Raw genomic sequence first — 25,532 nt, forward strand, 5'->3', positions numbered from 1 at the left:
CCGTTCGACTTGCATGTGTAAGGCATGCCGCCAGCGTTCAATCTGAGCCAGGATCAAACTCTTCAGTTCAAACCTGTTACTGTTTTCGGTTTCGTTAGAAACCGGTCGCTCACTCAAAGCTGACAGGTCATATGAATTGCTTCATAAACCTGACTTACTTTAGTGTGAGACTCTTGATACTTTTGCTATCCCGATCCGAGGATCGGGCTCGCTATCATCAAGCGCCCACACTTATCGGCTGTTAATTTTTAAAGAGCGTTTGCAGCTTTTTTTGCTGCCCTGTCATCAACAGGGAGGCGAATTATGGCGGCCGCCCATGATGCCGTCAAGCGTTTCTGTAAAATTTTTTTGACCCACTGGATGGCGTCCGCAAAGATAGCCGTCGCAGGCGGCAGCGATAATACTGTGGCAAGCCGAGCGCCACCTTAAACGCAATCAGACAATGCCACGCCCCGGAGCGACCGCGACGAGCCTTTGCGCTGCGCCGAGCCAACGCATGACACGTGTCATTTCCCCGGGTACTCGAGCTGAAGTGCGACAAAATCGGCTGTCTTGATTCCATACCGATTCGCCACATCATCCAGCGCAATATCCACGGCATTCGCTGCCACATCTGCGCGTGGCGTCACGACATATCGAGCCGCACCCGCCTGTGCAGTGGGCACCAGGAGCAAACCGCGCCGCGAGCGGACTGTCCTGGATGCGCCCGTTGCAACTGCGTCGGATCGGTAGGTCCTCGACCAAACGTCCGCCACAAGTGCGACGGCAATTTCGTCGAAGCCATCCTGGACGGCTATTTCGACTGTCTCGCGTCTCCAGAACGCCAGGAAGTTCGCCGCGGCGACCGTAATGCGCGCCGCTGTCAGCCTGAAGGGTTCCCTGTCGTGTTCGGCACTCCAACGGCTCACCCGCAGACGACGCGCCGTCGCATCAGCGACGGTCCGGCCCGCAATCGCTTCGACAAGGGCGAGCGACGCAGGAATCGAAGCCGTGACGCCGCTCGTCGTCACGACGCCGCGGTCCTGAACATAGCGGCGGTTCTGCACCCATGTCGTGCCGGGGTACTGCTTTGCCAGCCGCCCCAGTGAATACCAGTGGGACGTCGCCCTCCGATCCTGCAGAAGGCCGGCGTTCGCCAGAATCCACGCGCCATCACAGATCGAAACGACGAGCGCCCCCTTGTCGACCTGTGCGCGCACCCACGCCAGCAACAACGGGTTATCCGACTGGTGCATGGCCGGCACGACCACAATGTCCGCCCCATCAGGGGTCGACGCATCGAATTGCGCGATGGTCATATCCGGTAGCACCTGCAGCGCGGGCATCAGGTTGATCGTGCCCGGTTCGGTCGATACCGCCAGTACATCTGCGGCGCGCGACTCCTTGAACACCCCGTACGGAATGACAAAATCGGTGGTCTCGGTCCCGGCATTGTCGGCCAGCACGACGATCAGCGGGCGCGCCCGTCCGGCTTTGGGCGGCGGCACCATGAGCCGCGAGTCACGGGTACTTTCAGGATTGACCGCGACGGGGTCGGTCGGCGGGGCCGACCATGCCGCCCGCGACACCAGCGCAAATAACACCAACGCCAGCATTGCCGTCACGGTCACGAAGGAATGGCGCATGAGCGAGCTCTTTCTCCAGTTGTCTGCGGCCAAAATTACACGCATCATGCGATGTCTGAAAGGACAATACAGTCGCACTTTTTGCCATGCCTCAATCGAACAGCGGGACGCGCGAAATTGCAGTCATTGGTTTCGACGGCGTTCAGTCGCTCGACGTCGTCGGACCGATGGAGGTGTTCGCTGTTGCGAATCACCACAGCGGGCGTGCCGTCATGCCGTACAGCGTGACGCTGGCCTCGCATACGCGAGGCGAAATCGCGACCCACGCGGGGTTGCGGCTCGCCGGGGCGGTTGCACTTGAAGACCTGCCCGACGACATCGACACGATCGTCATCGCAGGTGGCAGCGAGGCGGCGCTGCGCCAGGCCGCCACGGAGGAAGGCGTTTTGCCCTGGTTGAGAGCGCGCGCGACACGCACGCGACGAATCGCCAGCGTTTGCACCGGCGCTTTCGTGCTGGCTGCGGGAGGATTTCTCGATGGCCGTCGAGCGACGACACACTGGAACGCCTGTTCGTTGTTGCAGGCCCTCAGGCCAGCCATTCAGGTCGAGCCTGATGCGATCTTCGTTGCAGAGCCTCCCTTTTACACGTCCGCAGGCGTCACCGCGGGGATCGACTTGTGCCTTTCGTTCGTCGAGGCGGATTGTGGCTCGGCCGTCGCCCTGGCGGTCGCGCGCGAGCTCGTTCTCTTCATGCGACGGCCAGGCGGTCAATCGCAATTCAGTGCCGGGCTCAAGATCCAGGCGAACGCGACGCCGCGGTTGCGTGCACTCATTACCAGCATCATCGACGATCCGACGGGCGACCTCAGCGGCCCCGCGCTTGCCGAACGCGCGGGCATGAGCGAGAGGACGCTATCGCGCGTGTTTCGCAAGGAGGCAGGTTGCACGCCGGGACACTTTGTCGAAGCCGCCCGTGTCGATCGCGCCAAGGCGCTGCTTGAAACATCCGATTGGCCGCTTGCGCGAATCGCCGAGCGTGCCGGCTTCGGCAGTCTCGATTCCCTGCACCGGGCTTTTCTCAAGCACGTCGGCGCCACGCCTGGCTTCTACCGGGAACGATTCGGATCGTGACGCGCGGTCAGCACATCCTGGCGTTGTCGAGGTATTGTCCGGGGCCGCGGCGAGACGAGCGCCGACACTGATATATGATCGCGTTTTCTGTGTATTGGAAATGCCGCCATGCAAGTGCTGGTTGATGCTGACGCCTGTCCCGTTGTCATCAAGGACATGTTGTTTCGGGCCGCGCGTCGCGCCGAAGTACACGTGACCCTGGTCGCGAACCAGTATTTGCGCACGCCGCCGTCTCCCTTTATCAAGGCGCTCCAGGTACCGGCCGGTTTCGATTCCGCCGATGCGCGCATCGTCGAGCTGGTCACCGCCGGCGATCTCGTGATTACCGCTGACATACCACTTGCCGCCGCGGTCCTCGACAAGGGTGCTCATGCGCTTGACCCGCGCGGAAGCTGGTTTAGCCGTGAGAATATCGAGGAACGCCTCGCGATGCGCGCAATGCTCGACCAACTTCGCAGTACGGGCATCGATACGGGAGGGCCGGCGCCCTATAGTGCGCGGGACAGCAAGGCATTCGCGGCGCAACTCGATCGGTTCCTCGCACGTCACGGCACGCGGCCCGCGGGAACTGTTTGAACGGTCCGCGATGCCGGCGGGCCATCAGTCGCCCGACCGGTCCGGGCCTGCCTCGGAGCGGACGTCGAATGCCTGGGCGAGCAGCAGCAACGCATCCGCCAGCGACAGCACCGTCGTGCGCGAATCGAATGCGGTGGAGAACAGATGTTCATGTACCACCAGATCCGGGTCGTAACAGCAATCCTTGACGATGTACAGGCGGAAGTCCGCGTCGCTCGCATACGCGACCGACGACAACACGACACCGGTCGACGCAATGCCGACCATGATCAGCGAATCGACGCCTTGCGCGGAAAGCCGTGCTTCCAGATCGGTCCCGAAGAACACGCTGGCACGGTGCGCGACGATGAGCGGTTCATTGGCCTGCTGGCCCAACTCCGGCGAGGTCTGGTCGTCGACGAAGAGACCAAGTCGCTTGATTCCCTGCCCGTTCTTGTTCAACGGGCTGACCTCCGGATAGCCGGGACTGAACCGGAGGTTGGCGAAATAGACGCCGATGCCTTTGGCCCGCGCTGCGTCGCATAGCTTGCGCGTATTGGCGAGCAAGGCCGGTGCGACCGATGGGAAGAGCCCGAGAATGTCGGTCTGGTAATGCATGACGACGAGCGCGGTTTTCGCCGGCACGATTGCCGGACCCTGTGGATCCACACGCTGCCCGGACGCGCTGCCGGTTCCGTCGTTCCCGCCGCCCGCGCAATTCACGCTGGTTGTCATTGCGTCACCCGATACGTTTTCCGGAGCCGTGACGGATGCCACCCGATAGCCGCAGGCAACGCGATTGCTTCCATTTACGCTTCTCCTTGACGTCGATACGCGGTTTATTCACGACCCGAGAACATGGAACGCAGCGAAGCATCATGATCCCAACACGACACTTCGCCGCCGTGGAATAGTACTTCATGCCCCGCACGACCTGAATGCTGGCCGCCCCATCAGTTCGACCAGCTCCGGCGGACATGTTCGTTCCTCATGGCGCCGCTCATTCGCGGCAAAGGAGAAGCCATGGAAAATATCCCGAGAAGCACAGCCTTGTTCATCGCAGGCTTTGGCCCGATCGTGGTCGAAGCGCAGGCAAGCCGCGAGCTCTACAGTCGGGCCTTCGGTATCCCCTTCACCGAAGAGAAAGGCGGCTACCTCCATACGGAGAGCCTGAAAGGCGCAGGCACTTTCGCACTGTGGCCGCTGTCGCAGGCCGCTCAGTCGTGCTTCGGCACGGATTCGTGGCCGCGTGACCTACCCATCCCGCAAGCCTGGATCGAGTTCGATGTCGAAAACGTCGAAGCAGCTACGGCAGAACTTGAATCACGAGGGTATCGGATGCTGGTCAGGAACCGGAAAGAGCCGTGGGGCCAGACCGTCAGTCGCTTCATCGGACCGGAAGGATTGCTCGTAGGAGTCACGTTTACGCCATCGATGCGGGATCAGAATTGATCGCGGCCACCGCGGCTGTCTTGCTCGCGATGGACCCTTCCAGCGATGACTCCCAATGCGTTTCTTCACTCTTATATAAGACATAAGACATTTGACGTAGCAGAGCATTGCGACTAGAATCGCGATCAAAGCAGTGCCTGGAACAGCCTCGGAGTGCCCGAAAGGCCTTCCCCCTGAAACGCCAATCTCAGCAGGTCCCCCATGCTTGAAAACTTTCGTGCTCACGTGGCCGCCCGCGCCGCGCTCGGTATTCCCCCCCTGCCGCTGACGGCCCAGCAGACCGCCGAACTGGTGGAATTGCTGACGAATCCGCCCGCCGGCGAAGAGCAGACGCTGCTCGACCTGATCACCCACCGCGTGCCCGCCGGCGTGGACGAAGCCGCCCGCGTGAAGGCCGGCTTCCTGGCTGCCGTGGCCAAGGGCGAGACGGCCTGCCCGCTGATCTCGCGTGAGCGCGCGACCGAACTGCTCGGCACGATGCTGGGCGGCTACAACATCCAGCCGCTGATCGAGCTGCTGTCCGACGACGCTGTGGCCGCCGTGGCCGCCGACGCGCTGAAGAAAACCCTGCTGATGTTCGACCAGTTCCACGACGTCAAGGAACTGGCCGACAAGGGCAACGCGCACGCCAAGGCCGTGCTGCAAAGCTGGGCCGATGCCGAATGGTTCACCAGCCGTCCGGAAGTGCCGCAAAGCCTGACCATCACCGTCTTCAAGGTGACGGGCGAAACCAACACCGACGACCTGTCGCCGGCGCCGGACGCCACCACCCGCCCGGACATCCCGATGCACGCGCTGGCGATGCTGAAGAACGCGCGCCCCGGCATCACCCCGGAAGAGGACGGCAAGCGTGGCCCGGTCAAGTTCATCGAGTCGCTGAAGGAAAAGGGCCACCTGGTCGCGTACGTGGGCGACGTGGTCGGCACCGGCTCCTCGCGCAAGTCGGCCACCAACTCGGTGCTGTGGTTCACGGGTGAAGACATCCCGTTCGTGCCGAACAAGCGCTTCGGCGGCGTGTGCCTGGGCGGCAAGATCGCCCCGATCTTCTACAACACGATGGAAGACGCCGGCGCGCTGCCGATCGAGCTCGACGTGTCGCAGATGGAAATGGGCGACGTGGTCGAACTGCGCCCGTACGAAGGCAAGGCGCTGAAGAACGGCGCAGTGATCGCCGAATTCCAGGTCAAGTCCGACGTGCTGTTCGACGAAGTACGCGCCGGCGGCCGCATTCCGCTGATCATCGGCCGCGGCCTGACCGCCAAGGCGCGTGAAGCGCTGGGCCTGGCCCCGTCGACGCTGTTCCGCCTGCCGCATCAGCCGGCCGACAGCGGCAAGGGCTTCTCGCTGGCGCAGAAGATGGTCGGCCGCGCGTGCGGTCTGCCGGCAGGCCAGGGTATCCGTCCGGGCACGTACTGCGAACCGAAGATGACCTCGGTGGGCTCGCAGGACACCACGGGCCCGATGACCCGCGACGAACTGAAGGACCTCGCGTGCCTGGGCTTCTCGGCCGACCTCGTGATGCAGTCGTTCTGCCACACGGCCGCTTATCCGAAGCCGGTGGACGTGAAGACGCATCAGACCCTGCCGAACTTCATCAGCACCCGTGGCGGCATCGCGCTGCGCCCGGGCGACGGCGTGATCCACTCGTGGCTGAACCGCATGCTGCTGCCCGACACCGTGGGCACCGGCGGCGACTCGCACACGCGCTTCCCGATCGGCATCAGCTTCCCGGCCGGTTCGGGCCTGGTCGCCTTCGCGGCCGCCACCGGCACGATGCCGCTGGACATGCCGGAATCGGTGCTGGTCCGCTTCAAGGGCAAGATGCAGCCGGGCGTCACGCTGCGTGACCTCGTCAACGCGATTCCGCTGTACGCGATCAAGCAAGGCATGCTGACGGTCGCCAAGCAAGGCAAGAAGAACATCTTCTCGGGCCGCATCCTCGAAATCGAAGGCCTGCCCGACCTGAAGGTCGAGCAAGCGTTCGAACTGTCGGATGCGTCGGCCGAGCGTTCGGCAGCCGGTTGCTCGGTCCACCTGAACAAGGAACCGATCATCGAGTACCTGAACAGCAACATCACGCTGCTGAAGTGGATGATCGCGCAGGGCTACCAGGATCCGCGCAGCCTGCAGCGCCGCATCCAGGCGATGGAGCAGTGGCTGGCCGACCCGCAACTGCTGTCGCCGGATGCCGACGCCGAGTACGCGGCCGTCATCGAGATCGACCTGGCCGACATCCACGAGCCGATCGTCGCGTGCCCGAACGACCCGGACGACGTGAAGACGCTGTCGGACGTCGCAGGCGCTACGATCGACGAAGTGTTCATCGGCTCGTGCATGACCAACATCGGCCACTTCCGTGCCGCGTCGAAGCTGCTGGAAGGCAAGCGCGACATCCCGGTCAAGCTGTGGGTCGCGCCGCCGACCAAGATGGACCAGAAGCAGCTGACCGAAGAAGGCCACTACGGCGTGTTCGGCACGGCCGGTGCGCGCACCGAAATGCCGGGCTGCTCGCTGTGCATGGGTAACCAGGCACAGGTGCGCGAAGGCGCGACGGTCATGTCGACGTCGACCCGCAACTTCCCGAACCGCCTGGGCAAGAACACGAACGTGTATCTCGGCTCGGCGGAACTGGCGGCCATCTGCTCGCGTCTGGGCAAGATCCCGACCAAGGAAGAGTACATGGCCGACATGGGCGTGCTCAGCGCGAACGGCGACAAGATCTACAAGTACATGAACTTCGACCAGATCGAAGACTTCAAGGAAGTGGCCGACACCGTGCAGATGTAAACGGGCTGTCGGGCTGCGGCGCGTTGTTCGCGTCGTAGCACCGCATGGAATGGCGCCGCAGGCTGAATGCCTGCGGCGCTATTTTTTTGTACGGCGCCGGAGGGGGCCGCTTGGCAGCCTTTCGAAACGGAACGTCGCTCAACGGCGCCACGGCTGCTATACAGTTCGAGGATGACGCGAACGACCCGCTGAGTGTGTTCATGCAAAAGCACATCGCGGCCTGAGGCCTGGTTTCGCGCGGACACATGAGAGCGGCCCCTTTTACCCGATACCTGATAGAGAACGACGCTACAGGGATGCGTCAACGGCGATCCCAAGCATGGAAATCGCGCGCAGGCAGTCACCTTCTTTTCCGCGGCCCGGCACGCTTGTCGTCATCTTGTACCGGCACCTTGCCACCGCCTGCCACGCGGCTCTTCACATGATCGATGAACGCGCGCAGCTTCGGCATGACCTGCCGGCGGCTTGGATAGTAGAGAAACAAGCCCGGTTTCACCGGCGCGAACGGCTCCAGTACCTGCACCAGTTTTCCGGTTCCCAACCCAACAGCTGCAACCGGCTCAGGTAGCTGGGCAAGGCCGATGCCTTCGATCGCCGCGCCAAGCAGGGTGGGAAAATCGCTGGCGATGAAGGGGCCGGATACGGCGATCTCGATCGGCTCGCCGTCGTCGTCGTTGAATGACCATGGCGCGAGCGCGCCGCTGGATCGACGCCATCGCAAGCACGCGTGTTGGCGCAGATCGTCGATGTGCGCAGGCCGGCTGCGCGCAGCGAAGTAGGCAGGACTCCCGACGACGATGAGACGAAACGGGGGTGTCAACGGTACCGCGACCATGTCGGCGGCAACGAACTGGCCGAGTCGGATGCCGGCGTCGAATCCATCCGCCGCAAGATCGATCAGCTTCTCGTTTGCGGCAATCTCCACCTCGACCTCGGGATTGGCCTTGCAGAAGGAGGCGATCAATGGCTCCAGCAGGATCGGGACGACCGCACGCGGCACCGAGAGGCGCAACAATCCGGCCGGCCGCTGGCCGAGTCCGCGCGCCACCTCGCTGGCGGCGACAAGCTCCTCGAACGCAGGCTTGGCGCGCGAAAGAAAGCGTTCGCCGGCTTCGGTCAGGCCAACGCTGCGCGTGGTGCGTATGAAGAGCGCTGCGCCGATGCGCGCTTCGAGTGCACGCACCGCCTGACTGACGGCCGACGGCGTCACGCCGAGTTCCGCGGCTGCCCTGCGAAAACTGCGATGCTGCGCAACGCACAGGAACACCTCCACGCCTTCGAGTGCGCCCTGCCTGACTGTGAAGTTCTGCTTCATAGCCTGTCAACATTGTGATGAATAGTCGCTCGCGCGAGACGATGGTACACCTGTGACCTGCAAATCACGCGTGGAGGAACTTGCTATGACTGACGCATTTGATGGCGTGCGCGATCACTATCGCGCGACCGGCCTCACCGAGCGGCTGAAGAGCGTGCTCGCGCCCTTTGGGCCGGAGGATCAGCCGCTCGCACCGCAGCAACTGGGCGCGCTCGACCAGTTTCACACCCGCGGGCTTGCTGCCACTGCCGAGCTTGCCGAATTGGCGGCGATCACCGCCGACATGTCGGTGCTGGACGTGGGTTCGGGCGTGGGCGGGCCGGCCCGTTTTCTGGCTGCAACCTATGGCTGCCGCGTGACCGGCATCGACCTCAGCGAACCGTTCGTGGAGGCCGCACGCTATCTCACGCGACGCACCGGGCAGAGCGAACAGGTATCGTTCTATGCCGCCAGCGCGCTGGATCTTCCGTTCGACGGCGGCCGTTTCGACGCCGTGTTGCTGCAGCACGTGGCGACGAACATCTCCGAGCGCGCACGGCTTTACCGGGAGATCCAGCGCGTGCTGAAGCCAGGCGGCCGGTTTGCGACGTTCGACGTCGTCGCAAACGGCAGCGAACCGTACTATCCCGTTCCCTGGGCGCGAACGCCGGCAACGAGCTTTCTGCTGACAGCCGATGCGACGCGCGAGGCGATCGAGCAAGCCGGTTTCCGCACGCTGGCATGGCAAAACGACACCGAGGCCGCAAAGGCCTGGTTCGTCCAACTGCGTGCGTCCGGGCCGCCGCCGTCGCCAAATCTTGGCGTCGTGATGGGGCCGGACTTCGCGCAGCTGTTGGGCAATCTGGGGCGAAATCTCCTGGAAGACCGGGTCGGCATCCTCACCGCGGTGTTCGAGGCCTTGCCCACGAACACTCGAGCTCACCTCGAGGACCGCTGATGACGACCGCGGCACCCGTTTCCGCTGGTCTCGTCCCGCTGCGCCCCGCCTGGCGCAGCGCGCTCAACACCTGACAGGAGGCAACATGTCACCGGAGCTCGTTTTTCGGTTGCATCTCGTTCTGGGGTATGTCGCGTGGCTGCTCTGCTTTCGCGCTTACGCCTGGCCCAGGCTCAAGTCGATGGACGCGTTCGAAGCGCAACGCGTAATTGCCACCTTGCACAGCTTCCGATTCTTCGGGCTGGTCTTCATCCTGCCGGGCGTCGTTGGTCCCCAACTGCCGGCGAGCTTCGCCGTGTTCGCTGCATATGGCGACTTCGCAACGGGCGTGCTGGCGATGCTCGCGCTATTCATGGGACAAATGCGGGCACGAATGCGCCCGCTGTTCTGGTTGTTCGTCGTCGCCTTCAATGTCGTGGGCGCGACCGACCTCATCGTCGACTACTACCACGCTACCCAGGCCGACCTTCCGTCGCGTGCGGGAGAGCTGGGCGCCATGTATGTGATTCCGATCATCTATGTGCCGGTGCTGGCGATTACGCATGTGGCCGCCTTCTATCTGATGCTGCGTCGTCAGCCCAAAGTGGCGCCGAGCTATTGATCGTGCCGAAAGCCATTTGACGACCCAGGTGTCGCTTGCGAGTCACTGCCAGCCTTCGCGCGGAAAGTCGGCGCCGCGCGATTCATCCTTGCGTGTTCGCCCCAAATGCACTGCGCGCAATTCTCGAAATCCATTCGTCTGCAAAATCGATGCGTGACGCAATTCCGAGCGGCCGAATCGCTCTCTATTCCACATATGAAAGTTGCACAACGTGCATTGTTTCCTGCGACCCTTTCAGCAATTCTCGCGAAAATGTAAAGGTCGTGACTCGCCGATCGGCGCCCGAATCAAAATCGCGACATTACGCTGCACGCCAGCTCGTGGGAACCGCGCCAGGGTCTGCCCCTTTGTCTATCACATTCATCGCACGTAACCGTCTTTGCATTTCGTAACAAATCGGGTTGATTCGATGAGGCCTCCTACCGTAAATTTTGCCCGTCGCCCGGCGGCATCCGGCAGTTGGGCGATGTTTCATTCTGCATATCACGACATGCCGGATACCTGGATGGCCAGCCATCCGACAATGCGAGCCCGCACGTCGTGCGGGCTTGATCAAGCGGTCGAACTCGCAATGGGTATCGATTCGACTACATGAAGCCCGATAGGATCCGACGCGCCGTAATGGGCTCGCCGAGTGGTTCCTGTCATGCCTGACTGGATCCGGCTTGACAGAGGGATTCGTCGTCGAATTTTGATATTTACATCGCAGTACTAATGTACTGAGAGTAATTACCCCGAATTGCGACGGTATAACTTGAATTTGCGCAACGCGCAAAAAAGGACAGAAAATGGAATTCGTAAGAATGGGAATCGTCTTTGTTCATCTTATAGCCTGCTGTGTCGCGATTGGCCTCGTGCTGACCAGTGACATCGCGATGGTCAAGCGGCTTTTGGATTCCGACGCACGTGCCGATCTTGCCCAGGTCCACCTGCCCAGTCTGCAGCGCACCGTCACGTTGGCGCTGACGGTGCTTTGGATCACCGGCATTGCGATCATTGCGTTCGATATGCGGACCCAGGGTCTCACGTATCTCCACAATCCCAAACTGCAGGCCAAGATAAGCATCGTCGCGCTGCTGACCTTCAACGGTATCGCTTTGCACTCGATGGTTCTCCCGGCATTGGAGAAAGCGGGGTCCCTGCTGAAGCTCTCCTTTGAACGACGCATGGTTGCCATTTTCGCGGGCGTGGTATCCGCAGTCTCGTGGTTCTACGCAGCAATGCTGGGCGTCGGGCGCCCGTTGAGCTGGAAGTATTCGTTGGTCCAGATCCTGGCAGCTTACCCGGCGCTGATTGCTGGCGGAATCGCCACCATGTTGTTGATTACGGCGCTGGCGAAATCCAGGACGTCGATTGAACAGCGGAACACCGAAAACGTCGCGGCCTACTGATCGCCGACACCCGGCGGATGCGTACCGCGCGCTCGCAGCGGTACGCATCCCGTCGTCGCACAATCCGCGCTTTGGCGAGCGTGGGATCCCGAATTTTCAGGTGCGGGCAAACGCTCGCTCAAACGGCCGCTCGTCGGCGGGCAGCGGACGTCAACTCGCCGATCACCTTCGCCGTTGCATCGGTCACGGCCACTTGTGTTCGTCACCTCCCTGTCTAGACTGAAAAGTACCGTAGGTAGCTGCTTGAACGGCAACCGGCTGTCCGGAATCAGCTGCGGACAACCGACGCTCGCGCCAGTTCGCCGACCAGGAGACAGCGTGAAACGCTTCATTACGAGGGGCGGAGTGGGCATGGCATCGAGACTGGCGCGGGATGCCGCGGCAGGCGCGGTTCTGCTTGCGTCATTCGCCTTTTGCGCGTCGGCGGTTGCCCAGCCCGTTGTCACGGGGCCGCTCATCATCACCGGGTCGCTCGTCGTCCTCGGGCCCGTGACCGTCGATGGCTCGCTGACGGTGGCCGGAGACATCTACGCCCGCGGTCCGATCACGGCGGCCTGGATTGAACGGATTCCGCCCGACGATCCCGCGGTACGCAGGCGCCGCGGAGAAAACACGTTTCATGGCCCGCTCACCGTGCACGGCCCGCTGATCGTGCACGGCGATCTGGAAGCGCATGGCCCGATCACCGTCGGCGGCCCTGCCGGCGCCGTCGGGCGCGTGGATGCCGAGGGTCCGATTACCGAGCGCCGTTGAATGCACGTCGTTCGCCCCGCCTGACCTCCCTATTCCGCGACTGCTGCGGCTCGCCGCAGGAGATTCATCGGGCCCACGCGCTCAATGATCCGCATCTGCGCGTCATCCCGGACAAACAACGAGCCTGCGTACCCCAAGGCATTGACCGAGATGCCCTCAACGAATTCTGTCGATCGTGGCACCAGCAGCATCCCTGTGGACATGACCAGCAGGTTGTACGGTGCCGATTGACGCAGCCCGCGATCTCCATCGACCGCCTGTATGCCGACCGCATCGAGCAATGCGCGATAGCGCTCGCACGCCGTGCATGCCATCCGATGCGCGGGTGCCGCAAGCACCTCGAACGGCGCGAACGCATGTGCAAATTCGAGGCCAGGGACCGTACCAATGACACCGGCGATTCGCGCCGACTCCAGTAGCGGGCCGATCGGCAACGCCGGGCCACCGCCGGCGAACGGCAGCGGCACGAGCTGCAGGTGTTTGTGGGGCTGGCTCGCGCCGGCGGCCGCCCCGCCGTTGTAGAAGCCCAGGCTCTCGAACTCCGCCATGCAAGCGAGCAGCGCGGCGAAGTCCGCGACAGTCAACAACGACTCCTGCGGTTCGAAGCAGCGGGTGACGATCAGCAGGTGATGCTCGATGACGTTGAACTTGTTGAGCAAGGCCACATGGGTATCGGAGATATCCGCAACAAACAGATCAGGGTCGTACGGAAGGAATGGATTGCCAGCGGCACTGCCCGTGCCGCGTGCTTTCGCTTGGTCCTTGCGAACCAGGCTCGACACCTGGCGGACCAGAAACCGCACGCCGCCGTCGTCGATCGACGACTGGACGGTTTCGATCGGGCACAACGCGCGTCGTTGCAACGCGTGCGTCGTTCGCTGCACGATGGTCGGCCACAGCGTGCCGGGCTGAACAGGTGAAGGGTGCATGGTCCGCTCGTGCTGCGACTGCAGCATGAATTCTCCGGCAGGCGCACTCAACCGACGACGTCTTCGCCTGACGCGCCGTAATGGACCGCGAGCCAGACTGTCGGCGTGCCGGAGTCGGTCCACTCGACCCGGTGGCGGCAATGCGCCGGGATATCGACGAAGTCTCCCGGATGCAGCACGCGCGCCGTTGGCTCGTTCTCGAACAACAAGCTTGCGGAACCTTTCAGCACGACGACCCATTCGCCGTGAGGCTGACAGTACCAGAACCCGGGGGGACTGGACTGGCCGGTCGAAATGATGCGTTCAATCCGTAAAGATGGCCTGCGGAGCAGATCTTCAAACGTCTCTCGTTCCGCCTGATCGACGGCGTGAGGATAGTCCGCGAACAGATTGGTCAGCATGAATGGCCCGTCCCCTACTTCGAGAAAGAAACTGACGCCGGCAGCCGCGAAATCCCGATACCGCGCGTCTGCAAACGGCGTGCATCGATCAACGTCCAGTATCTGACTGGCATCGATCGAGTTTATGGACAGCCTGCGCTTTCAGCAAGCGCGCGCGCCACGATCGAACGTAATCCGAAACAACAGCAGGCTTAATTCAAGAAATCGGCAAAGTGTCGCGTCACGATCAAACGAACCCGGCAAGACGGCGCCTCTTTCATCGGATTCATTTCCCGATCTGCCAAATTTCATCCTACGATTGAGACGAGCACCTTCCTTTCGTCTGCGACCGGAGGTTCAAAGAACCATGAACAACGTTGCTCGAACGATTCCAGGATTCCGCTATTGGCTCGTGCGATCGATCGATCGCATCTCATGGCAAAAATGGTCGCTATGGGTTGCCGCATTCGCCGTCGCCGGCTGCACGTCGCTGGCGCCGGCCCCGGACACCACCGCCTCGTCGAACCCTCCACAAAGCCGATGCGTCGGAACCATCGAGCCGCCCTACGGGCTCGAGCAGACCAGCAATCCGGCGTTGCTCGGCCGAGCAGTCGGACAGACGGACAAAGGCGGGTTGTGCGAGGGGAACGTATTCAAGGTCACGCAACCGCTTACCGTCTATCGAGTATGGGATTCGAGCAAGACGTGGAGCCAGTACGGGAACTGGTGGAGCTTCAACCCGCCGGCCGGGCCGACCGACACCTATCGCGCGAAGAACGAGATCTGCCCGAGCTGGAGCCGTCTCGATCGGGTCACGCAATGCCGCCTGAAGGTTGGCGCCGAGATCGTCATCGGCCCCGGGCAAAGCGCGCAGTGCGGCGCGAGCGACAGCAACATCAGCTATCCGCCATCACCCGAGACGCAGGTGTTCGTTCCGAACGACGGCGCCGTGGACGACAAGCGGAGCGTGACCGACTGCCTCGCAGAAATCGCGTGGCCGTAGGATGGCGGCCTGGCGCGTCGTGCCAGGAAAATGCGCACCGTCGCTCACGCGACATGCGCGCGCAGTCGCATTGGGTCGCCGAACGCCCCCGAGCAGCATGCGGGTGCGGATGCTCGCCCGCGCACGCGTCGACCCCGCTGCGCGGTGCCATCGTGAACGCCTTCAGTCGTCGTCACGCGTCCCTCGACTGCCGCGCAGGCGGTTGAGGGTTGTTCGCCGGATTGGTATCGAACCTCACCACGCGCTCGATTCCGTCATGGCCGACCAGCGCAAGCAGCTCCGATTCCAGCGGATCGGCAATCACCTTTTCGTAGACTTCCTCACCGTCGACATAGACGGTGAAGGACCGCAGGTATCGGGTCTTTTTCTCCGGATTCGCGATCGTCTCCCGCGTCCATTCATACAGCGGGTACTTCTCCGGGCCGCATCGTTCTGCTTCGCTCACATAGTCGCCGAAAGCGTCGAACTGGCACTTCAACGATGCGTTGTGATTTCGCAGCACATCGCGAAGCGGCCCGACCGACGTGCACGCGGGGTCACCGCGCAACATTGCGCCAAGCTCCGCCGATACTGCGATCCTGAGCTGAAATTGCCAAGTGTCTGCCACGATGTTTGCCTCGCTGCCGCAGGGGTTCGATGGGACTTTGCCATGAATGCGGAGTGCATTCCATCCGGCAGCATACATGGTCAGTCGCAGCGGGCTGCGCGCTCGCGCGAGACTGCCTGCCGCACGAACAGGCCCTAGCACGTGACGTGCAGAATCGCGTTGGTTTCGCGCGCGTGCTCCTTCAGTCGCGCGATCGCTTCCTCCGTCGGCACGATGACCAGCTCGACGTTCCGGCGTTCGGCCTCCCGCTTCACCTGATCCATCACCGGCAACGCGCCGGTGCCGGTACCGATCACGAGGCGCCGGCAGTTCCACGGAATGTCCTCGGCCATCGACAGCGGCGTATGCCCGAACGCTTCGCGGAATGCCTTGGATGGCTTCTTCTTGCGTTTGCGAACCTGTCCGCGGTCGATCACGACATCATGCAGGTAAGTCACGCCGTCTATGCGAATGGACCCGAAGGAAAATGCTTCGAAGCGCATGGCCGCCTCCACGCTCAAACGCCGACGCGGATCGGGATCCGCCTTCGGCCGAACGATGCACCGTATCGTTCGAACCGGCCGGCCACCGGTGTGCGGCACGTCGGACAGACACCGTCGTCCGTCAGCCGATAACGCTCGATTCGATACCAGTCGCGCACGATGAGCGCGCTACCGCATCCGGAACAGAAGGTGGTGTCGCCGTCGACGTCGTGAACGTTTCCCGTGTAGACATGGCGCAGCCCCTCCGAAAGCGCGATCGCGCGTGCGCGGGTGAGCGTGGCGGGCGGCGTGGGGGCGACGTCGGTCATCCGGTAATCGGGATGGAATGCGGTGAAATGCAGCGGCACGTCGTCACCGAGCGCGTTCCTGATCCACTGCGCTTCCGCGCGGATTTCCGCGTCGCTGTCGTTCTTGCCGGGGATCAGCAAGGTCGTGATTTCCAGCCAGACGCCGGTTTCGTGCCGCAGATATTGAAGCGTCTCCAGCACCGGCGCCAGATGGCCGCCCGTGACCCTGACATAGAAATCTTCGGTAAACGCCTTCAGATCGACGTTGGCGGCGTCCATGGTCGCGTAAAAATCGCGCCGCGCCTGCGGACCCATATACCCAGCCGTCACGGCCACCGTCATGATGCCGCGGGCGTGGCAACTGTCTGCGACGTCCATCGCGTATTCGGCAAAGATCACCGGGTCGTTGTACGTAAAAGCGACGCTCTTGCAGCCATGCGCATCCGCTGCTTCGGCGATCGCGTCCGGGGTCGCAGCGTCGGCGAGCGTATCCATGTCGCGCGACTTGCTGATGTCCCAGTTCTGGCAAAACTTGCAGGCCAGGTTGCAGCCCGCCGTTCCGAACGAGAGCACACTGGTGCCGGGGTAGAAATGGTTGAGCGGCTTCTTTTCGATCGGATCGACACAAAACCCCGATGAGCGGCCATAGGTGGTCAGCATCATGCGGTCATCGATCCGCTGGCGCACGAAACATGCGCCGCGCTGCCCTTCATGCAGGCGGCAGTTGCGCGGACACAGGTCGCACTCGATGCGCCCGTCGTCCAGGAAGTGCCAGTAACGGCCCGGGAAACACGAATCCTTCATATCGTTGGAGCGCCGGATGCGCCGGCGCTCCACGCTCATTATCGACCTGATTGGAAGCGCTGCCCACTTCGGCATTCGTCGGGCAACGCGCGCCGCTCAGCATTCTTGCGCATCCTCGAGCAACGCTTATTGGCGATCGAAACCCAATATGGGCGTTGCCGCGCACGCGCCGAACGCGATCGTTGAACTCCGGAGTCGGCGGCATATAACACAAATTGCAGAGCGTGCCTTCTCTGCGCACGGGCTTGCAGGGTCACGGCCCGACACCCGCAGGCGCAGCCGCCCTGTGCCGCCCCTATCACGCGCGCGCGTTTTCGCCAGCAGTTGAAGAACAACTCCGGGCAACCCGCCGAACGGCAGGGTGTCCGCGTACTCCCGCTCGCCCCCATCACGCGAACCGGCATGCGATTCGCGCAATTTCGCGAGCAGGCATTCGGATCAGCGAATTGCCCGACAGAAGGACTCGGGCAACGGGCTCTGTGTCCAAGGAGTCGCGACATGAAATCAGGTCTGATGTTGATCGCAGTCATCGCTTTGCTTCTCGCGCCGGGCCACTCGAGCGCCAAGGGTGGGCCGGATGAGCCGTCGGACACGCACGAGACCGTGCAGGATAACGGTCGCAAGATGATGGAAGACGACGCCAACGCATCCGCCCAGGCGGTCACGGACATGTCATATGGCGGCGTTCCCGAGACAGGCACCTCGTCAAGCGGCACTCGCGACCGGTCTTGCAAGGCCGGATCGCAGTGCGCGTCGTATCGTGGCCGATAACGCCTGAAATCCGGCGTACGGCGTGGAAAGATGGGCCGATTGCCAGACGATGTCGCGACAAGCGGTCCGGCGCATGCGCAATGCGCTGACCACAAACCAGCCACGCCGTTGCCGACGCAGTGAACCGGCGATGCCGCCCGATCGAACGGTCGGGCTCTCTGCGCGCGCCGTGTCGCGAGCCGACCCGCCCGTCATTCGTTTTGTCCGGATTCCTGCAACGGCCGGACCGGTGGTGAGGAATCGGTCTCGAGCCACGGTTGCCAAACTGGCTGCCATAGCTGATCCCACCCACGCGGATACCACGCACGCTGCCAGGCCTGTATCGCTTCGGCCCAGAACGAAAGCGGCGCGGCGAGCGGGAACACACCAGACTGCAGCAGCCATTGCGCCGTGGCGTCGAACGACGGCGTCGCGGTGATCAGAATCGTCATCGCCTCCGCGTTCCTTTCCGGGAGCTCATGCCGGGTGATCTCGACCTCCACTGCCGGCAGGTGCGCTGTCAGTTTCGTTTGCCCCATGTTCGACCTCATATCGATAGGGCGGCCGTCCATCACGACATCCGCCGCTTGACGATCCGCACGACCGCCGCTTCAGATATCGAAGTAAAGATAGAACTCCCACGGATGCGGCCGCAGCCTGATCGGATCAACCTCCCGCCTGCGCTTGTAATCGATCCATGTCCGGATCAGGTCCTCGCTGAACACCTCGCCTTTGCGCAGGAACGCGTTGTCGGCTTCGAGCGCCTGCAGCGCGGCATCGAGCGAATCCGGCACCTGCCGGATGTTGCGCGCCTCCTCCGGCGGCAGGTCGTAGATGTTCCGGTCGAGCGGATCGCCCGGATCGATCCGGTTTTCAATGCCGTCGAGACCGGCCATCAGCATCGCGGCAAACGCGAGATACGCATTCGCGGACGGGTCGGGACAGCGAAACTCGACACGCCGTGCATTCGGCGCATCCGAATACATCGGAATGCGCGCCGCGGCGGACCGGTTACGCTGCGACATCGCAAGATTCACCGGCGCCTCGTAGCCGGGCACCAGCCGCTTGTACGAGTTCGTCGTCGGCGCACAGAACGCCATCAGCGCCGGCGCGTGCCGCAACAGGCCGCCGATGTACCAGCGGCACAGGTCCGACGTCAGCGCCCATCCGCCCGCGTCGTAGAACAGATTGCGTTCGTCGTCCCACAGGCTCTGGTGACAATGCATGCCGCTCGCGTTGTCGGCGAACAGCGGCTTCGGCATGAAGGTTGCGACCTTGCCGTGCCGGCGCGCGACGTTCTTGCAGATGTACTTGTAGATCATCACGTTGTCGGCCATCCGCGTGAGCGTCGCGAACCGCATGTCGATCTCGTTCTGCCCGGCGGTCGCCACCTCGTGGTGGTGCACCTCGACCTGCACGCCCGCCTGCTGCAGCGTCAGCACGATCTCCGAACGGATTTCCTGCAGCGTGTCCTGCGGCGGCACCGGAAAATAGCCTTCCTTGTAGCGCGCCTTGTAGCCGAGATTGCCGCCGCCGTACGCGCCTTCGTCGCGGCCCGTGGCCCAGTCGCCCTCGGCCGATTCGACGTAGTAGTAGCCGCTGTGCTGATCCTGTCCGAAGCGGATCGAGTCGAAAATGAAAAACTCGAGTTCGGGCCCGAAATAGCACGTCGTCGCAATGCCGGTCTGCACGAGGTAGGCCTCGGCCTTCTTCGCGACATAGCGCGGATCGCGCGAATACGGTTGCCGCAACACGGGATCGACGACGTCGCAGATCAGCGACAGCGTCGGCGTGCTGCAGACGGGATCGATGAACGCGGTGGCGGGGTCCGGCCTCAGCAGCATGTCCGACTCGTGGATCTCCTGGAAGCCGCGAATCGACGAACCGTCGAAACCGATTCCGGCTTCGAACAGGCCTTCGTGAACTTCGGGGAGCGTGATCGAGAAGTGTTGCCAGAGTCCGGGCAGATCGGTGAACTTCAGGTCGACGATCTGGATATTGTTCGCGTGCACCTGATCGATGACGTCGTTCATGCTTGCCGGACGGACGACGCGATAGCTGCCCGCATCGACCGATACGCCGGGAGGCGATTGGGGTGTGGCTGGTGCATTGGGCATGGACGTTCTCCTCTTCTGGCCCTTTGCCGATGATCCAAGCTGGGTTTGTCAGTGCGCGACAGCAACAGGGATCCGCGCGCGCCGGCGATCAGTCAGCGGTCCTCCCTCATGCCGGCCAGACGGGCCTCGCCGGCGTCCCTTGCCGCGGCCGCCGTGCCGAACGTTTCGTCCGACACGAACGCGCGCCTGACATTCTGCGCATCGAAATCGACGAGCGAGATGACCCAGACAAACGCGCCCGCATGTTCCGCGGTTTGCACGAAAGCGCGCAGGTTGCCGCTGGTTTCTGCATTCATGGCGATCTCCCGAGAAAGAGTGAACGACTCGAACAGTCAGATGAACCGGCACACCGGGCGGCCGCCGCCATTCCAGTTGCGATTGATACATGGCGGATGCATGCGCGTGCGACAAGCATGACAACGCCGCGCGTCGCGCCGGGACCGGTTGCATGCACATTGATTTTAGGCGTCAACCGTGCGTCGCGGACACGACTTGCCCGGTAATGTCTTCCACCACGCATTTGCGAAACGCCTGAGCGACGACCGCTGCATGCACGCCGCCGCTCGGATCGCGCCCCATTGCCTGAAGCGTTTCGGCGACCCATCCCGGACTCACGACATTCACGCGCAGCCGGCCTTTCAGCTCGAGCGCGGCCGCACGGGCGAACGCTTCGACGCCCGCGTTGACGATGCTCACCGCCGCGCTGCCCGGCATCGGGTGCTGGGCGAGCAGCCCGCTCGTCAACGTGATCGACCCGCCCGGCGTGATGCTCGAGATGCCGCAGCGCACCAGGTTCACCTGCCCCATCAGCTTGTTCGCGAGGCTGAACGCGAAGTCGCCGTCGGCGAGCGTGTCGAGCGGCGCGAACCTCGCGGTACCGGCCACGCAGACCACGGCATCGAGCGGCGCGGCATGCTCGTACATCGCGGCGATCGACGCCTTGTCCGAGATGTCCACCGCAAGGGTCGACCCTTTGCGGCTCGCGCCGATCACGTCGTGTTCCGCCGACAACAGGCCGACGATTTCCTTTCCGAGGAGCCCTGTCGCTCCGACGACCAGGATGCGCATACATCCTCCTATACTCACAGGTGGACAACTTCCATTTTGTCGCTGCGCCCGGGCGGATGCAATGCGAGCATGCCGGTTCGCCCATTGGCGGGGCAACGTTGTTCCGGCGCGTCTGGGGAACGTCGTATGAGCGTGAACGATCGAATGCTCGAGACCCGGCTCGTCCGCGTGTGCGGACGGGTTCAGGGCGTCGGGTACCGCGAGGCCTGTGTGCGGCACGCGCGCGTGCTGAACGTGACGGGCTGGGTGCGCAACCGCATGGACGGGTCCGTCGAGGCGATGCTTCAGGGCTCCCCGGCGCAGCTTGTCGACATGTGCGACTGGATGCGCGACGGCATGTCCGCCGCGCTCGTCGAGAAGCTGGAGATGACGGAAGTGGCGCCGCCGTTTGCCCGCTTCGACGCATTCGAGCGGCTGCCGACGTTGTAGCGCACTGCGCTGCGCAATGCGACGACGCCAGATAGGCGCCGTCCGGCGCGCGGAACCGACCGGACAGGAGATTGCAGATGGTTACTTCGATGTTGCGCCAGGCCTCCCTGGTACTCGCGGGGCTCGCCTGCGCGGGCTCGATGACGCTGGCGCAGGCGGCGCCGATGACGTTTTCCGTGCCGCTCGCGGGCTCGCAGGAAGTCCCGCCCGTCCAGACCCAGGGCACCGGCAACGCCGACCTGACCTACGATCCGGACACCCGCGTCGTCAAATGGAACATCACGTTCAGCGGCCTGTCGGGCGCCGCCACGATGGCGCACTTCCACGGCCCGGCTCCGGCCGGCACGAATGCGTCGCCGGTGGTCTGGCTTTCGCAGAAAGGCGCGATGTCGGCCGAGAGCCCGCTCACCGGCACGGCGACGCTGTCGCCGGCCGATGCGCAGGCGTTCATGGCCGGCAACCTGTATGTCAACGTGCACACCAAGGATCACCCGGCCGGCGAGATCCGCGGCCAGGTGGTGCCGCCGAAGTGACACTGAAAGGCAATTGACGCCCGGCGCTCACAAATACGTTGCGAGCAACCCGACGGCCACGGCCGCCTCAACGAGCAACAACAGCGCGCGTCCCGCCGGCGCTAGCCGCGGCGCGCGAATGTCGGGCAGCGAGCGGGCAGCGCATGAGATGTGCGCCGCTCACTTGCGCGCTCCGGCACGGCCGCCCCCCATCGACTCGAGCAGCGGCTGCAGCGCGTCGAGCTCCGAGCCAAACCCGGCCCAGTCGCCCGCCTTCAGCCGTTCGATCGCGCGGTCGTAATGCGCGAGCGCTTCGCGGGCGCGCGCGTCCGCCGCGCTGGGCGCCGGCGCGGCCGCCTTCGCCGTCGCCGTCTCCTTGAACAGCGCCGCGAGGGCCTCGCTCAATGTGTCCTCCATCACGACACGGTCGCCATACGCGGCGATCACGCGCTTCAATTCCGGGAGTTGCCCGGACGCCGCGCGCAGATAGAGCGGAGAAACATAGAGGATCGAGTTCTCGATCGGCACGACGACCAGATGGCCGCGGATCACGCGCGACCCCATCTGGTTCCACAGCGAGATCTGCTGCGAGATCTCGGTGCTCTGCTGGATCCGCGCCTCGATTTGGAACGGCCCGTAGACGAGCTTTTCCTTCGGGAACGCGTAGACGATCAGCTTGCCGTACTCGGGCGGATCGCAACGCGCCGCCAGCCACGCGATCATGTTCTCGCGCTGGCTCGGCACCATCGGCAGCATCAGCACGAACTCGGCGCGCGCGTCGCCCGGCAGGCGCATCATCGTGTAGTAGGGCGCCATCTGCGTGCCCGACGCATCGCCACCGTCGATGTCGCTCAGCTCGCGCGGGAACTGCCACAGATCCTCGCGGTTGTAGAAGACTTCCGGCGCGTCCATGTGGTACGCGCGGTAGAGGTTCGCCTGGATCAGGAACAGGTCCTCCGGGTAGCGGATATGCTGCCGAAGGTCTGGCGGCATCGCGGCGAGCGGCTTGAACATGCCGGGAAAGATGCGCTCGTAGGTCCGCACGACCGGATCGGCCGGATCGCTGACGTAGAAATCGACCGTGCCTTGGTACGCGTCGACCACGATCTTGACCGCGTTGCGGATGTAATTGCTGCCGTCGTCGACGCCTGGCGGCGCGTACGGGAACCAGTGGCTCGTCGTGTACGCGTCTTGCATCCAGAACAGGCGCCCGTTGCTCACGACGAGATACGGATCGCGGTCGAACGTCAGAAACGGCGCGATCGTGCGGATCCGGTCGCGGATGTTGCGATGAAACAAAATCCGGCTGTCTTGCGTGACGTAATGGGTCAGCAGGATGTTCGGATCGTCGAACTGCCACGCGAACAGGCTGCGCCGCGCCACGCCACCGATCGCGACGCCGTCGCGCCCGCCATAGGTCGTGTAGACGTTGCCGTCCCCTTTCGGGTAGTCGAATTCGGGCACGCTGCCCTTCACGATCACATAGCCCTGCTCACCCTCGCCGAAATAGAGCCGTGGTTCGCTGATCGCCGGCCCGCCGTCGGCGACGGGCGGAATGTCCCGCAGATACAGCGACGGCAGGCCTTCCGTGGATTTCTCGGTGACAGGCGACATCACGACGCCACTGCCGTGCGTGAACAGCAGATGCAGGTTCACCCAGGTCCGCGCGTTCCCCGCGAGCATCGACGGCTCCAGTTCGCGCGCCGACAGCAGCACCTGCCGGTAGCCGGATGCGAGCGGGTAGCGGTCGATGTCGACGGCGAAGAACTTGTAGTAGGTGCGGATCTCCTGCAGCTGCGCGTAGGTATCGAGCAGCGGCTGCACATCCCACAGCCGGATGTTGTCGATGGTCGCGCGATTCGCCTGCAGCGACGCGAGCGTCAGGCCCTGCTCGGCCGAGAACGGCAGCACCGCAATCTGCGCGAGGCCATAGGCCTGCCGCGTCAGCGCGATGTTGTGCGCGATATACGGCGTCTCCAGCTGCAGCTCGCTCGGCTTCACGTAGAAGCGCTGGAACAGCGCGGGATAGACGATGCCGAGCGCGAACGAACTGCCGAACACCAGCAGCGCGGCGGCGGCCGGCAGCCGATAGCCGGGCCGGCGCAGGTTCGCCGCCAGCGCGGCGGCCGCCGCGATCGCCAGGCCGATGAGCAGCCATCGCACCGGCAGCACGACGTGGACGTCGGTATAGCCGGCGCCGACCACGACGCCGTTGTTGTCATAGAGCAGCAGATAGCGGCTGAGCCACCACGACCACGCCTTCAGCAGGAAGAAGAGCGCGAGCAGGGCCACGCCGTGCGTCGCGGCAGCGGACGAGAAGCGCTTCGGCACCCGGCGCACGATGTCGCCGCGCACCCAGTAGACGCCGCCCGCGACGACCGCGCAGCTGATCAGCAGTTGCAGCAGCCAGTTCCTGATCGTGATCAGGACCGGCAGCGAGAACAGGTAGAAGCCGATGTCGTTGCCGAAGATCGGATCGCGCTGGCCGAACGGTACCTGATGCAGAAAGCGCAACGCGATGTCCCAGTGCGACATCGCGTTGCCGGCGATCACGAACGCGAGGAAACCGGCGGCCACGCCGATGACCAGGCGCCACGGAATGCGCGCGGTGAACTGTTCCGCGAGCACCCTGATCACTTCGTCCGCACGCGTCGGCGGCTCGGTTTCCACCTGCCAGATGAAGACGGGCGTCGCGTAGCGATGCGCGAGCAGGCCCGATGCGCCGATCGTCGCCGCCGACACGACGAACACGACGACGAACAGCAGTGCCCTCGTGAGCAGGATCGTCCAGAAAACACCCGCATAGCCGACCGACGAGAACCATAGCCAGTCGACCAGCACGCCGGTCACGCGTCCGATGGCGATCAGGATGGCGATGACGATCGCGGCCACGATCGCATAGCGTCTCAGGCGCGGCGCGGAGGTCGGTTGCGAACGCATCGAGGTTCCTTTGCCGGCGCTCCACGCGCAGCGGCTGCGACCGGACCGTTGTGCACTGCCGATCCGCCAGGATCGCGGCTGGCCGGATTCTTCATGCTACGCCTGTGGCCGGCGAACAGCCATCCGGCGTTATCCGGGAACGCGCGGAACGAACGGATGACGCGCGACGGATTCCGTGCTCGACGCGCCGGAACGTGATGCGAAACAGCGCGCGTTCACGGTTTTGGGGACCGTTTGCACGCGCTTCGGCCGGGGATCACAATGGTCGCGGGTGCGGCTTGCCGCGCTGGAACCGACGGAGGGCGCCATGGACGATCCCCATGACCTGCAGCGCTTTGTCGACGCGCAGGATCCCGTGTATGCGCAGGTCTGCGACGAGCTGAAGAGCGGGCACAAGCGCAGCCACTGGATGTGGTTCGTATTTCCGCAGATCGAAGGGCTCGGAGACAGCGCGATGGCGCAACGCTATGCGATCGCGTCACTGGACGAGGCCCGCGCATATCTTGAGCATCCGGTGCTCGGCGAGCGGCTGCGCGCGTGCACGCGGCTCGTCAACCATGTCGACGGCCGCTCGATCCAGGAGATTTTCGGCTATCCGGATTACCTGAAATTCCGGTCGTCTGTCACGCTGTTCGCACAGGCGACCCGCGACAACGCGGTATTCATCGAGGCGCTCGACAAGTACTTCGGCGGCGAAGCCGATCACAATACGCTCGCGCGGATCTAGCTGCGGCG

27 protein-coding genes and 1 rRNA gene are annotated in these 25,532 nt (G+C 63.6%); 14 read left to right on the forward strand and 14 right to left on the reverse strand.

Annotation, left to right across the window (positions count from 1 at the left end; genetic code table 11):
* Together DID96_RS29285 and DID96_RS29295 are read right to left on the reverse strand one after the other, a co-directional pair.
* Window positions 1-69 (reverse strand): 16S ribosomal RNA (locus tag DID96_RS29285); the annotation flags it as partial.
* 437 nt (window positions 70-506) lie between these two features.
* Window positions 507-1,625 (reverse strand): DJ-1/PfpI family protein, encoded by a 1,119-nt coding sequence (locus DID96_RS29295; protein ID WP_260464039.1) that lies wholly within the window; start codon window positions 1,623-1,625, stop codon window positions 507-509.
* Between the two features lie 86 nt (window positions 1,626-1,711).
* Here DID96_RS29295 and DID96_RS29300 point away from each other — a divergent pair, with 86 nt between their 5' ends.
* Both DID96_RS29300 and DID96_RS29305 read left to right on the forward strand, forming a co-directional pair.
* A complete protein-coding gene (locus DID96_RS29300; protein ID WP_124602723.1) occupies window positions 1,712-2,698 on the forward strand; it encodes a GlxA family transcriptional regulator in 987 nt (328 codons plus the stop codon).
* Window positions 2,699-2,806: 108 nt separating this feature from the next.
* Window positions 2,807-3,274, forward strand: coding sequence for a YaiI/YqxD family protein (locus tag DID96_RS29305; RefSeq protein ID WP_124602724.1), 468 nt, complete (start codon window positions 2,807-2,809; stop codon window positions 3,272-3,274).
* Between the two features lie 24 nt (window positions 3,275-3,298).
* Here the strand turns inward: DID96_RS29305 and DID96_RS29310 are convergent, their stop codons facing one another.
* On the reverse strand, window positions 3,299-3,988 hold the full coding sequence (locus DID96_RS29310) for an isochorismatase family cysteine hydrolase (protein ID WP_124602725.1): 690 nt from the start codon (window positions 3,986-3,988) through the stop codon (window positions 3,299-3,301).
* A 288-nt stretch (window positions 3,989-4,276) separates the two neighbouring features.
* On the opposite strand from DID96_RS29310, the gene DID96_RS29315 reads away from it, so the two are divergent.
* From DID96_RS29315 to DID96_RS38470, 3 genes are all read left to right on the forward strand, one after another.
* Window positions 4,277-4,705, forward strand: a complete 429-nt coding sequence (locus DID96_RS29315) for a VOC family protein (protein WP_124602726.1) — start codon at window positions 4,277-4,279, stop codon at window positions 4,703-4,705.
* Between the two features lie 201 nt (window positions 4,706-4,906).
* Window positions 4,907-7,492 (forward strand): bifunctional aconitate hydratase 2/2-methylisocitrate dehydratase, encoded by a 2,586-nt coding sequence (gene acnB / locus DID96_RS29320; RefSeq protein WP_124602727.1) that lies wholly within the window; start codon window positions 4,907-4,909, stop codon window positions 7,490-7,492.
* A 44-nt stretch (window positions 7,493-7,536) separates the two neighbouring features.
* On the forward strand, window positions 7,537-7,716 hold the full coding sequence (locus DID96_RS38470; RefSeq protein WP_124602728.1) for a hypothetical protein: 180 nt from the start codon (window positions 7,537-7,539) through the stop codon (window positions 7,714-7,716).
* Between the two features lie 116 nt (window positions 7,717-7,832).
* On the opposite strand, the gene DID96_RS29330 is transcribed toward DID96_RS38470, so the two are convergent.
* Window positions 7,833-8,807, reverse strand: a complete 975-nt coding sequence (locus tag DID96_RS29330; protein ID WP_124602729.1) for a LysR family transcriptional regulator — start codon at window positions 8,805-8,807, stop codon at window positions 7,833-7,835.
* Window positions 8,808-8,892: 85 nt separating this feature from the next.
* Between DID96_RS29330 and DID96_RS29335 the strand changes: the two genes are divergently transcribed.
* From DID96_RS29335 to DID96_RS29350, 4 genes are all read left to right on the forward strand, one after another.
* A complete protein-coding gene (locus DID96_RS29335) occupies window positions 8,893-9,744 on the forward strand; it encodes a class I SAM-dependent methyltransferase (RefSeq protein WP_124602730.1) in 852 nt (283 codons plus the stop codon).
* Window positions 9,745-9,829: 85 nt separating this feature from the next.
* Complete coding sequence (locus DID96_RS29340; protein ID WP_124602731.1) at window positions 9,830-10,345, forward strand: hypothetical protein; 516 nt, start codon at window positions 9,830-9,832, stop codon at window positions 10,343-10,345.
* A gap of 788 nt (window positions 10,346-11,133) precedes the next feature.
* The gene (locus DID96_RS29345) at window positions 11,134-11,736 is read left to right on the forward strand and encodes a hypothetical protein (protein WP_124602732.1); all 603 of its coding nucleotides are present in this window, start codon (window positions 11,134-11,136) and stop codon (window positions 11,734-11,736) included.
* 351 nt (window positions 11,737-12,087) lie between these two features.
* Window positions 12,088-12,489, forward strand: coding sequence for a hypothetical protein (locus DID96_RS29350; RefSeq protein ID WP_185732396.1), 402 nt, complete (start codon window positions 12,088-12,090; stop codon window positions 12,487-12,489).
* A 29-nt stretch (window positions 12,490-12,518) separates the two neighbouring features.
* Here the strand turns inward: DID96_RS29350 and DID96_RS29355 are convergent, their stop codons facing one another.
* A complete protein-coding gene (locus DID96_RS29355) occupies window positions 12,519-13,418 on the reverse strand; it encodes a DUF4922 domain-containing protein (protein ID WP_124602771.1) in 900 nt (299 codons plus the stop codon).
* Between the two features lie 47 nt (window positions 13,419-13,465).
* The gene (locus DID96_RS29360) at window positions 13,466-13,819 is read right to left on the reverse strand and encodes a cupin domain-containing protein (RefSeq protein WP_124602734.1); all 354 of its coding nucleotides are present in this window, start codon (window positions 13,817-13,819) and stop codon (window positions 13,466-13,468) included.
* A 346-nt stretch (window positions 13,820-14,165) separates the two neighbouring features.
* On the opposite strand from DID96_RS29360, the gene DID96_RS29365 reads away from it, so the two are divergent.
* A complete protein-coding gene (locus DID96_RS29365; protein WP_124602735.1) occupies window positions 14,166-14,801 on the forward strand; it encodes a hypothetical protein in 636 nt (211 codons plus the stop codon).
* 172 nt (window positions 14,802-14,973) lie between these two features.
* Here the strand turns inward: DID96_RS29365 and DID96_RS29370 are convergent, their stop codons facing one another.
* The 3 genes from DID96_RS29370 to amrS form a co-directional block, all read right to left on the reverse strand.
* Entirely contained in the window at window positions 14,974-15,408 is a 435-nt protein-coding gene (locus DID96_RS29370; protein WP_124602736.1) for a hypothetical protein, read from the reverse strand.
* A 134-nt stretch (window positions 15,409-15,542) separates the two neighbouring features.
* On the reverse strand, window positions 15,543-15,890 hold the full coding sequence (locus DID96_RS29375) for an MTH938/NDUFAF3 family protein (RefSeq protein ID WP_124602737.1): 348 nt from the start codon (window positions 15,888-15,890) through the stop codon (window positions 15,543-15,545).
* Between the two features lie 14 nt (window positions 15,891-15,904).
* Window positions 15,905-17,020 carry an AmmeMemoRadiSam system radical SAM enzyme gene (gene amrS, locus DID96_RS29380; RefSeq protein ID WP_260464040.1) on the reverse strand — a complete coding sequence of 372 codons (1,116 nt, stop codon included), beginning with the start codon at window positions 17,018-17,020 and terminating at the stop codon, window positions 15,905-15,907.
* A 459-nt stretch (window positions 17,021-17,479) separates the two neighbouring features.
* Between amrS and DID96_RS29385 the strand changes: the two genes are divergently transcribed.
* A complete protein-coding gene (locus tag DID96_RS29385; protein WP_124602738.1) occupies window positions 17,480-17,752 on the forward strand; it encodes a hypothetical protein in 273 nt (90 codons plus the stop codon).
* 191 nt (window positions 17,753-17,943) lie between these two features.
* Here DID96_RS29385 and DID96_RS29390 read toward each other — a convergent pair whose 3' ends face one another.
* The 4 genes from DID96_RS29390 to DID96_RS29405 all read right to left on the reverse strand — a co-directional run bounded on the left by DID96_RS29390 (window position 17,944) and on the right by DID96_RS29405 (window position 20,916).
* The gene (locus tag DID96_RS29390; RefSeq protein WP_124602739.1) at window positions 17,944-18,270 is read right to left on the reverse strand and encodes a hypothetical protein; all 327 of its coding nucleotides are present in this window, start codon (window positions 18,268-18,270) and stop codon (window positions 17,944-17,946) included.
* Between the two features lie 72 nt (window positions 18,271-18,342).
* Entirely contained in the window at window positions 18,343-19,848 is a 1,506-nt protein-coding gene (gene glnA / locus DID96_RS29395; RefSeq protein WP_124602740.1) for a type I glutamate--ammonia ligase, read from the reverse strand.
* Window positions 19,849-19,940: 92 nt separating this feature from the next.
* Window positions 19,941-20,144: a hypothetical protein gene (locus DID96_RS29400; RefSeq protein ID WP_124602741.1), complete on the reverse strand. Its 204-nt coding sequence runs from the start codon at window positions 20,142-20,144 to the stop codon at window positions 19,941-19,943.
* Between the two features lie 172 nt (window positions 20,145-20,316).
* Window positions 20,317-20,916 (reverse strand): short chain dehydrogenase, encoded by a 600-nt coding sequence (locus DID96_RS29405; RefSeq protein ID WP_124602742.1) that lies wholly within the window; start codon window positions 20,914-20,916, stop codon window positions 20,317-20,319.
* Between the two features lie 126 nt (window positions 20,917-21,042).
* On the opposite strand from DID96_RS29405, the gene DID96_RS29410 reads away from it, so the two are divergent.
* Window positions 21,043-21,345, forward strand: coding sequence for an acylphosphatase (locus DID96_RS29410; protein ID WP_124602743.1), 303 nt, complete (start codon window positions 21,043-21,045; stop codon window positions 21,343-21,345).
* 77 nt (window positions 21,346-21,422) lie between these two features.
* Window positions 21,423-21,878 (forward strand): CHRD domain-containing protein, encoded by a 456-nt coding sequence (locus DID96_RS29415; protein WP_185732397.1) that lies wholly within the window; start codon window positions 21,423-21,425, stop codon window positions 21,876-21,878.
* 159 nt (window positions 21,879-22,037) lie between these two features.
* Here the strand turns inward: DID96_RS29415 and DID96_RS29420 are convergent, their stop codons facing one another.
* On the reverse strand, window positions 22,038-24,797 hold the full coding sequence (locus DID96_RS29420; RefSeq protein WP_124602744.1) for a UPF0182 family protein: 2,760 nt from the start codon (window positions 24,795-24,797) through the stop codon (window positions 22,038-22,040).
* Window positions 24,798-25,104: 307 nt separating this feature from the next.
* Between DID96_RS29420 and DID96_RS29425 the strand changes: the two genes are divergently transcribed.
* A complete protein-coding gene (locus DID96_RS29425; protein WP_124602745.1) occupies window positions 25,105-25,524 on the forward strand; it encodes a DUF1810 domain-containing protein in 420 nt (139 codons plus the stop codon).
* Window positions 25,525-25,532 lie beyond the last annotated feature (8 nt).

Origin of the sequence: Burkholderia sp. Bp8963 (assembly GCF_003854275.1) — a bacterium.
Taxonomy (GTDB): domain Bacteria; phylum Pseudomonadota; class Gammaproteobacteria; order Burkholderiales; family Burkholderiaceae; genus Burkholderia.

Coding starts and splice junctions, on each gene's coding strand:
- DID96_RS29295 (WP_260464039.1), bottom strand. CDS start 1,625: ATGCGCCATTCCTTCGTGACCGTGACGGCAATGCTGGCGTTGGTGTTA.
- DID96_RS29300 (WP_124602723.1), top strand. CDS start 1,712: ATGCCTCAATCGAACAGCGGGACGCGCGAAATTGCAGTCATTGGTTTC.
- DID96_RS29305 (WP_124602724.1), top strand. CDS start 2,807: ATGCAAGTGCTGGTTGATGCTGACGCCTGTCCCGTTGTCATCAAGGAC.
- DID96_RS29310 (WP_124602725.1), bottom strand. CDS start 3,988: ATGACAACCAGCGTGAATTGCGCGGGCGGCGGGAACGACGGAACCGGC.
- DID96_RS29315 (WP_124602726.1), top strand. CDS start 4,277: ATGGAAAATATCCCGAGAAGCACAGCCTTGTTCATCGCAGGCTTTGGC.
- acnB (WP_124602727.1), top strand. CDS start 4,907: ATGCTTGAAAACTTTCGTGCTCACGTGGCCGCCCGCGCCGCGCTCGGT.
- DID96_RS38470 (WP_124602728.1), top strand. CDS start 7,537: ATGGAATGGCGCCGCAGGCTGAATGCCTGCGGCGCTATTTTTTTGTAC.
- DID96_RS29330 (WP_124602729.1), bottom strand. CDS start 8,807: ATGAAGCAGAACTTCACAGTCAGGCAGGGCGCACTCGAAGGCGTGGAG.
- DID96_RS29335 (WP_124602730.1), top strand. CDS start 8,893: ATGACTGACGCATTTGATGGCGTGCGCGATCACTATCGCGCGACCGGC.
- DID96_RS29340 (WP_124602731.1), top strand. CDS start 9,830: ATGTCACCGGAGCTCGTTTTTCGGTTGCATCTCGTTCTGGGGTATGTC.
- DID96_RS29345 (WP_124602732.1), top strand. CDS start 11,134: ATGGAATTCGTAAGAATGGGAATCGTCTTTGTTCATCTTATAGCCTGC.
- DID96_RS29350 (WP_185732396.1), top strand. CDS start 12,088: ATGGCATCGAGACTGGCGCGGGATGCCGCGGCAGGCGCGGTTCTGCTT.
- DID96_RS29355 (WP_124602771.1), bottom strand. CDS start 13,418: ATGCACCCTTCACCTGTTCAGCCCGGCACGCTGTGGCCGACCATCGTG.
- DID96_RS29360 (WP_124602734.1), bottom strand. CDS start 13,819: ATGCTGACCAATCTGTTCGCGGACTATCCTCACGCCGTCGATCAGGCG.
- DID96_RS29365 (WP_124602735.1), top strand. CDS start 14,166: ATGAACAACGTTGCTCGAACGATTCCAGGATTCCGCTATTGGCTCGTG.
- DID96_RS29375 (WP_124602737.1), bottom strand. CDS start 15,890: ATGCGCTTCGAAGCATTTTCCTTCGGGTCCATTCGCATAGACGGCGTG.
- amrS (WP_260464040.1), bottom strand. CDS start 17,020: ATGAGCGTGGAGCGCCGGCGCATCCGGCGCTCCAACGATATGAAGGAT.
- DID96_RS29385 (WP_124602738.1), top strand. CDS start 17,480: ATGAAATCAGGTCTGATGTTGATCGCAGTCATCGCTTTGCTTCTCGCG.
- DID96_RS29390 (WP_124602739.1), bottom strand. CDS start 18,270: ATGGGGCAAACGAAACTGACAGCGCACCTGCCGGCAGTGGAGGTCGAG.
- glnA (WP_124602740.1), bottom strand. CDS start 19,848: ATGCCCAATGCACCAGCCACACCCCAATCGCCTCCCGGCGTATCGGTC.
- DID96_RS29400 (WP_124602741.1), bottom strand. CDS start 20,144: ATGAATGCAGAAACCAGCGGCAACCTGCGCGCTTTCGTGCAAACCGCG.
- DID96_RS29405 (WP_124602742.1), bottom strand. CDS start 20,916: ATGCGCATCCTGGTCGTCGGAGCGACAGGGCTCCTCGGAAAGGAAATC.
- DID96_RS29410 (WP_124602743.1), top strand. CDS start 21,043: ATGAGCGTGAACGATCGAATGCTCGAGACCCGGCTCGTCCGCGTGTGC.
- DID96_RS29415 (WP_185732397.1), top strand. CDS start 21,423: ATGGTTACTTCGATGTTGCGCCAGGCCTCCCTGGTACTCGCGGGGCTC.
- DID96_RS29420 (WP_124602744.1), bottom strand. CDS start 24,797: ATGCGTTCGCAACCGACCTCCGCGCCGCGCCTGAGACGCTATGCGATC.
- DID96_RS29425 (WP_124602745.1), top strand. CDS start 25,105: ATGGACGATCCCCATGACCTGCAGCGCTTTGTCGACGCGCAGGATCCC.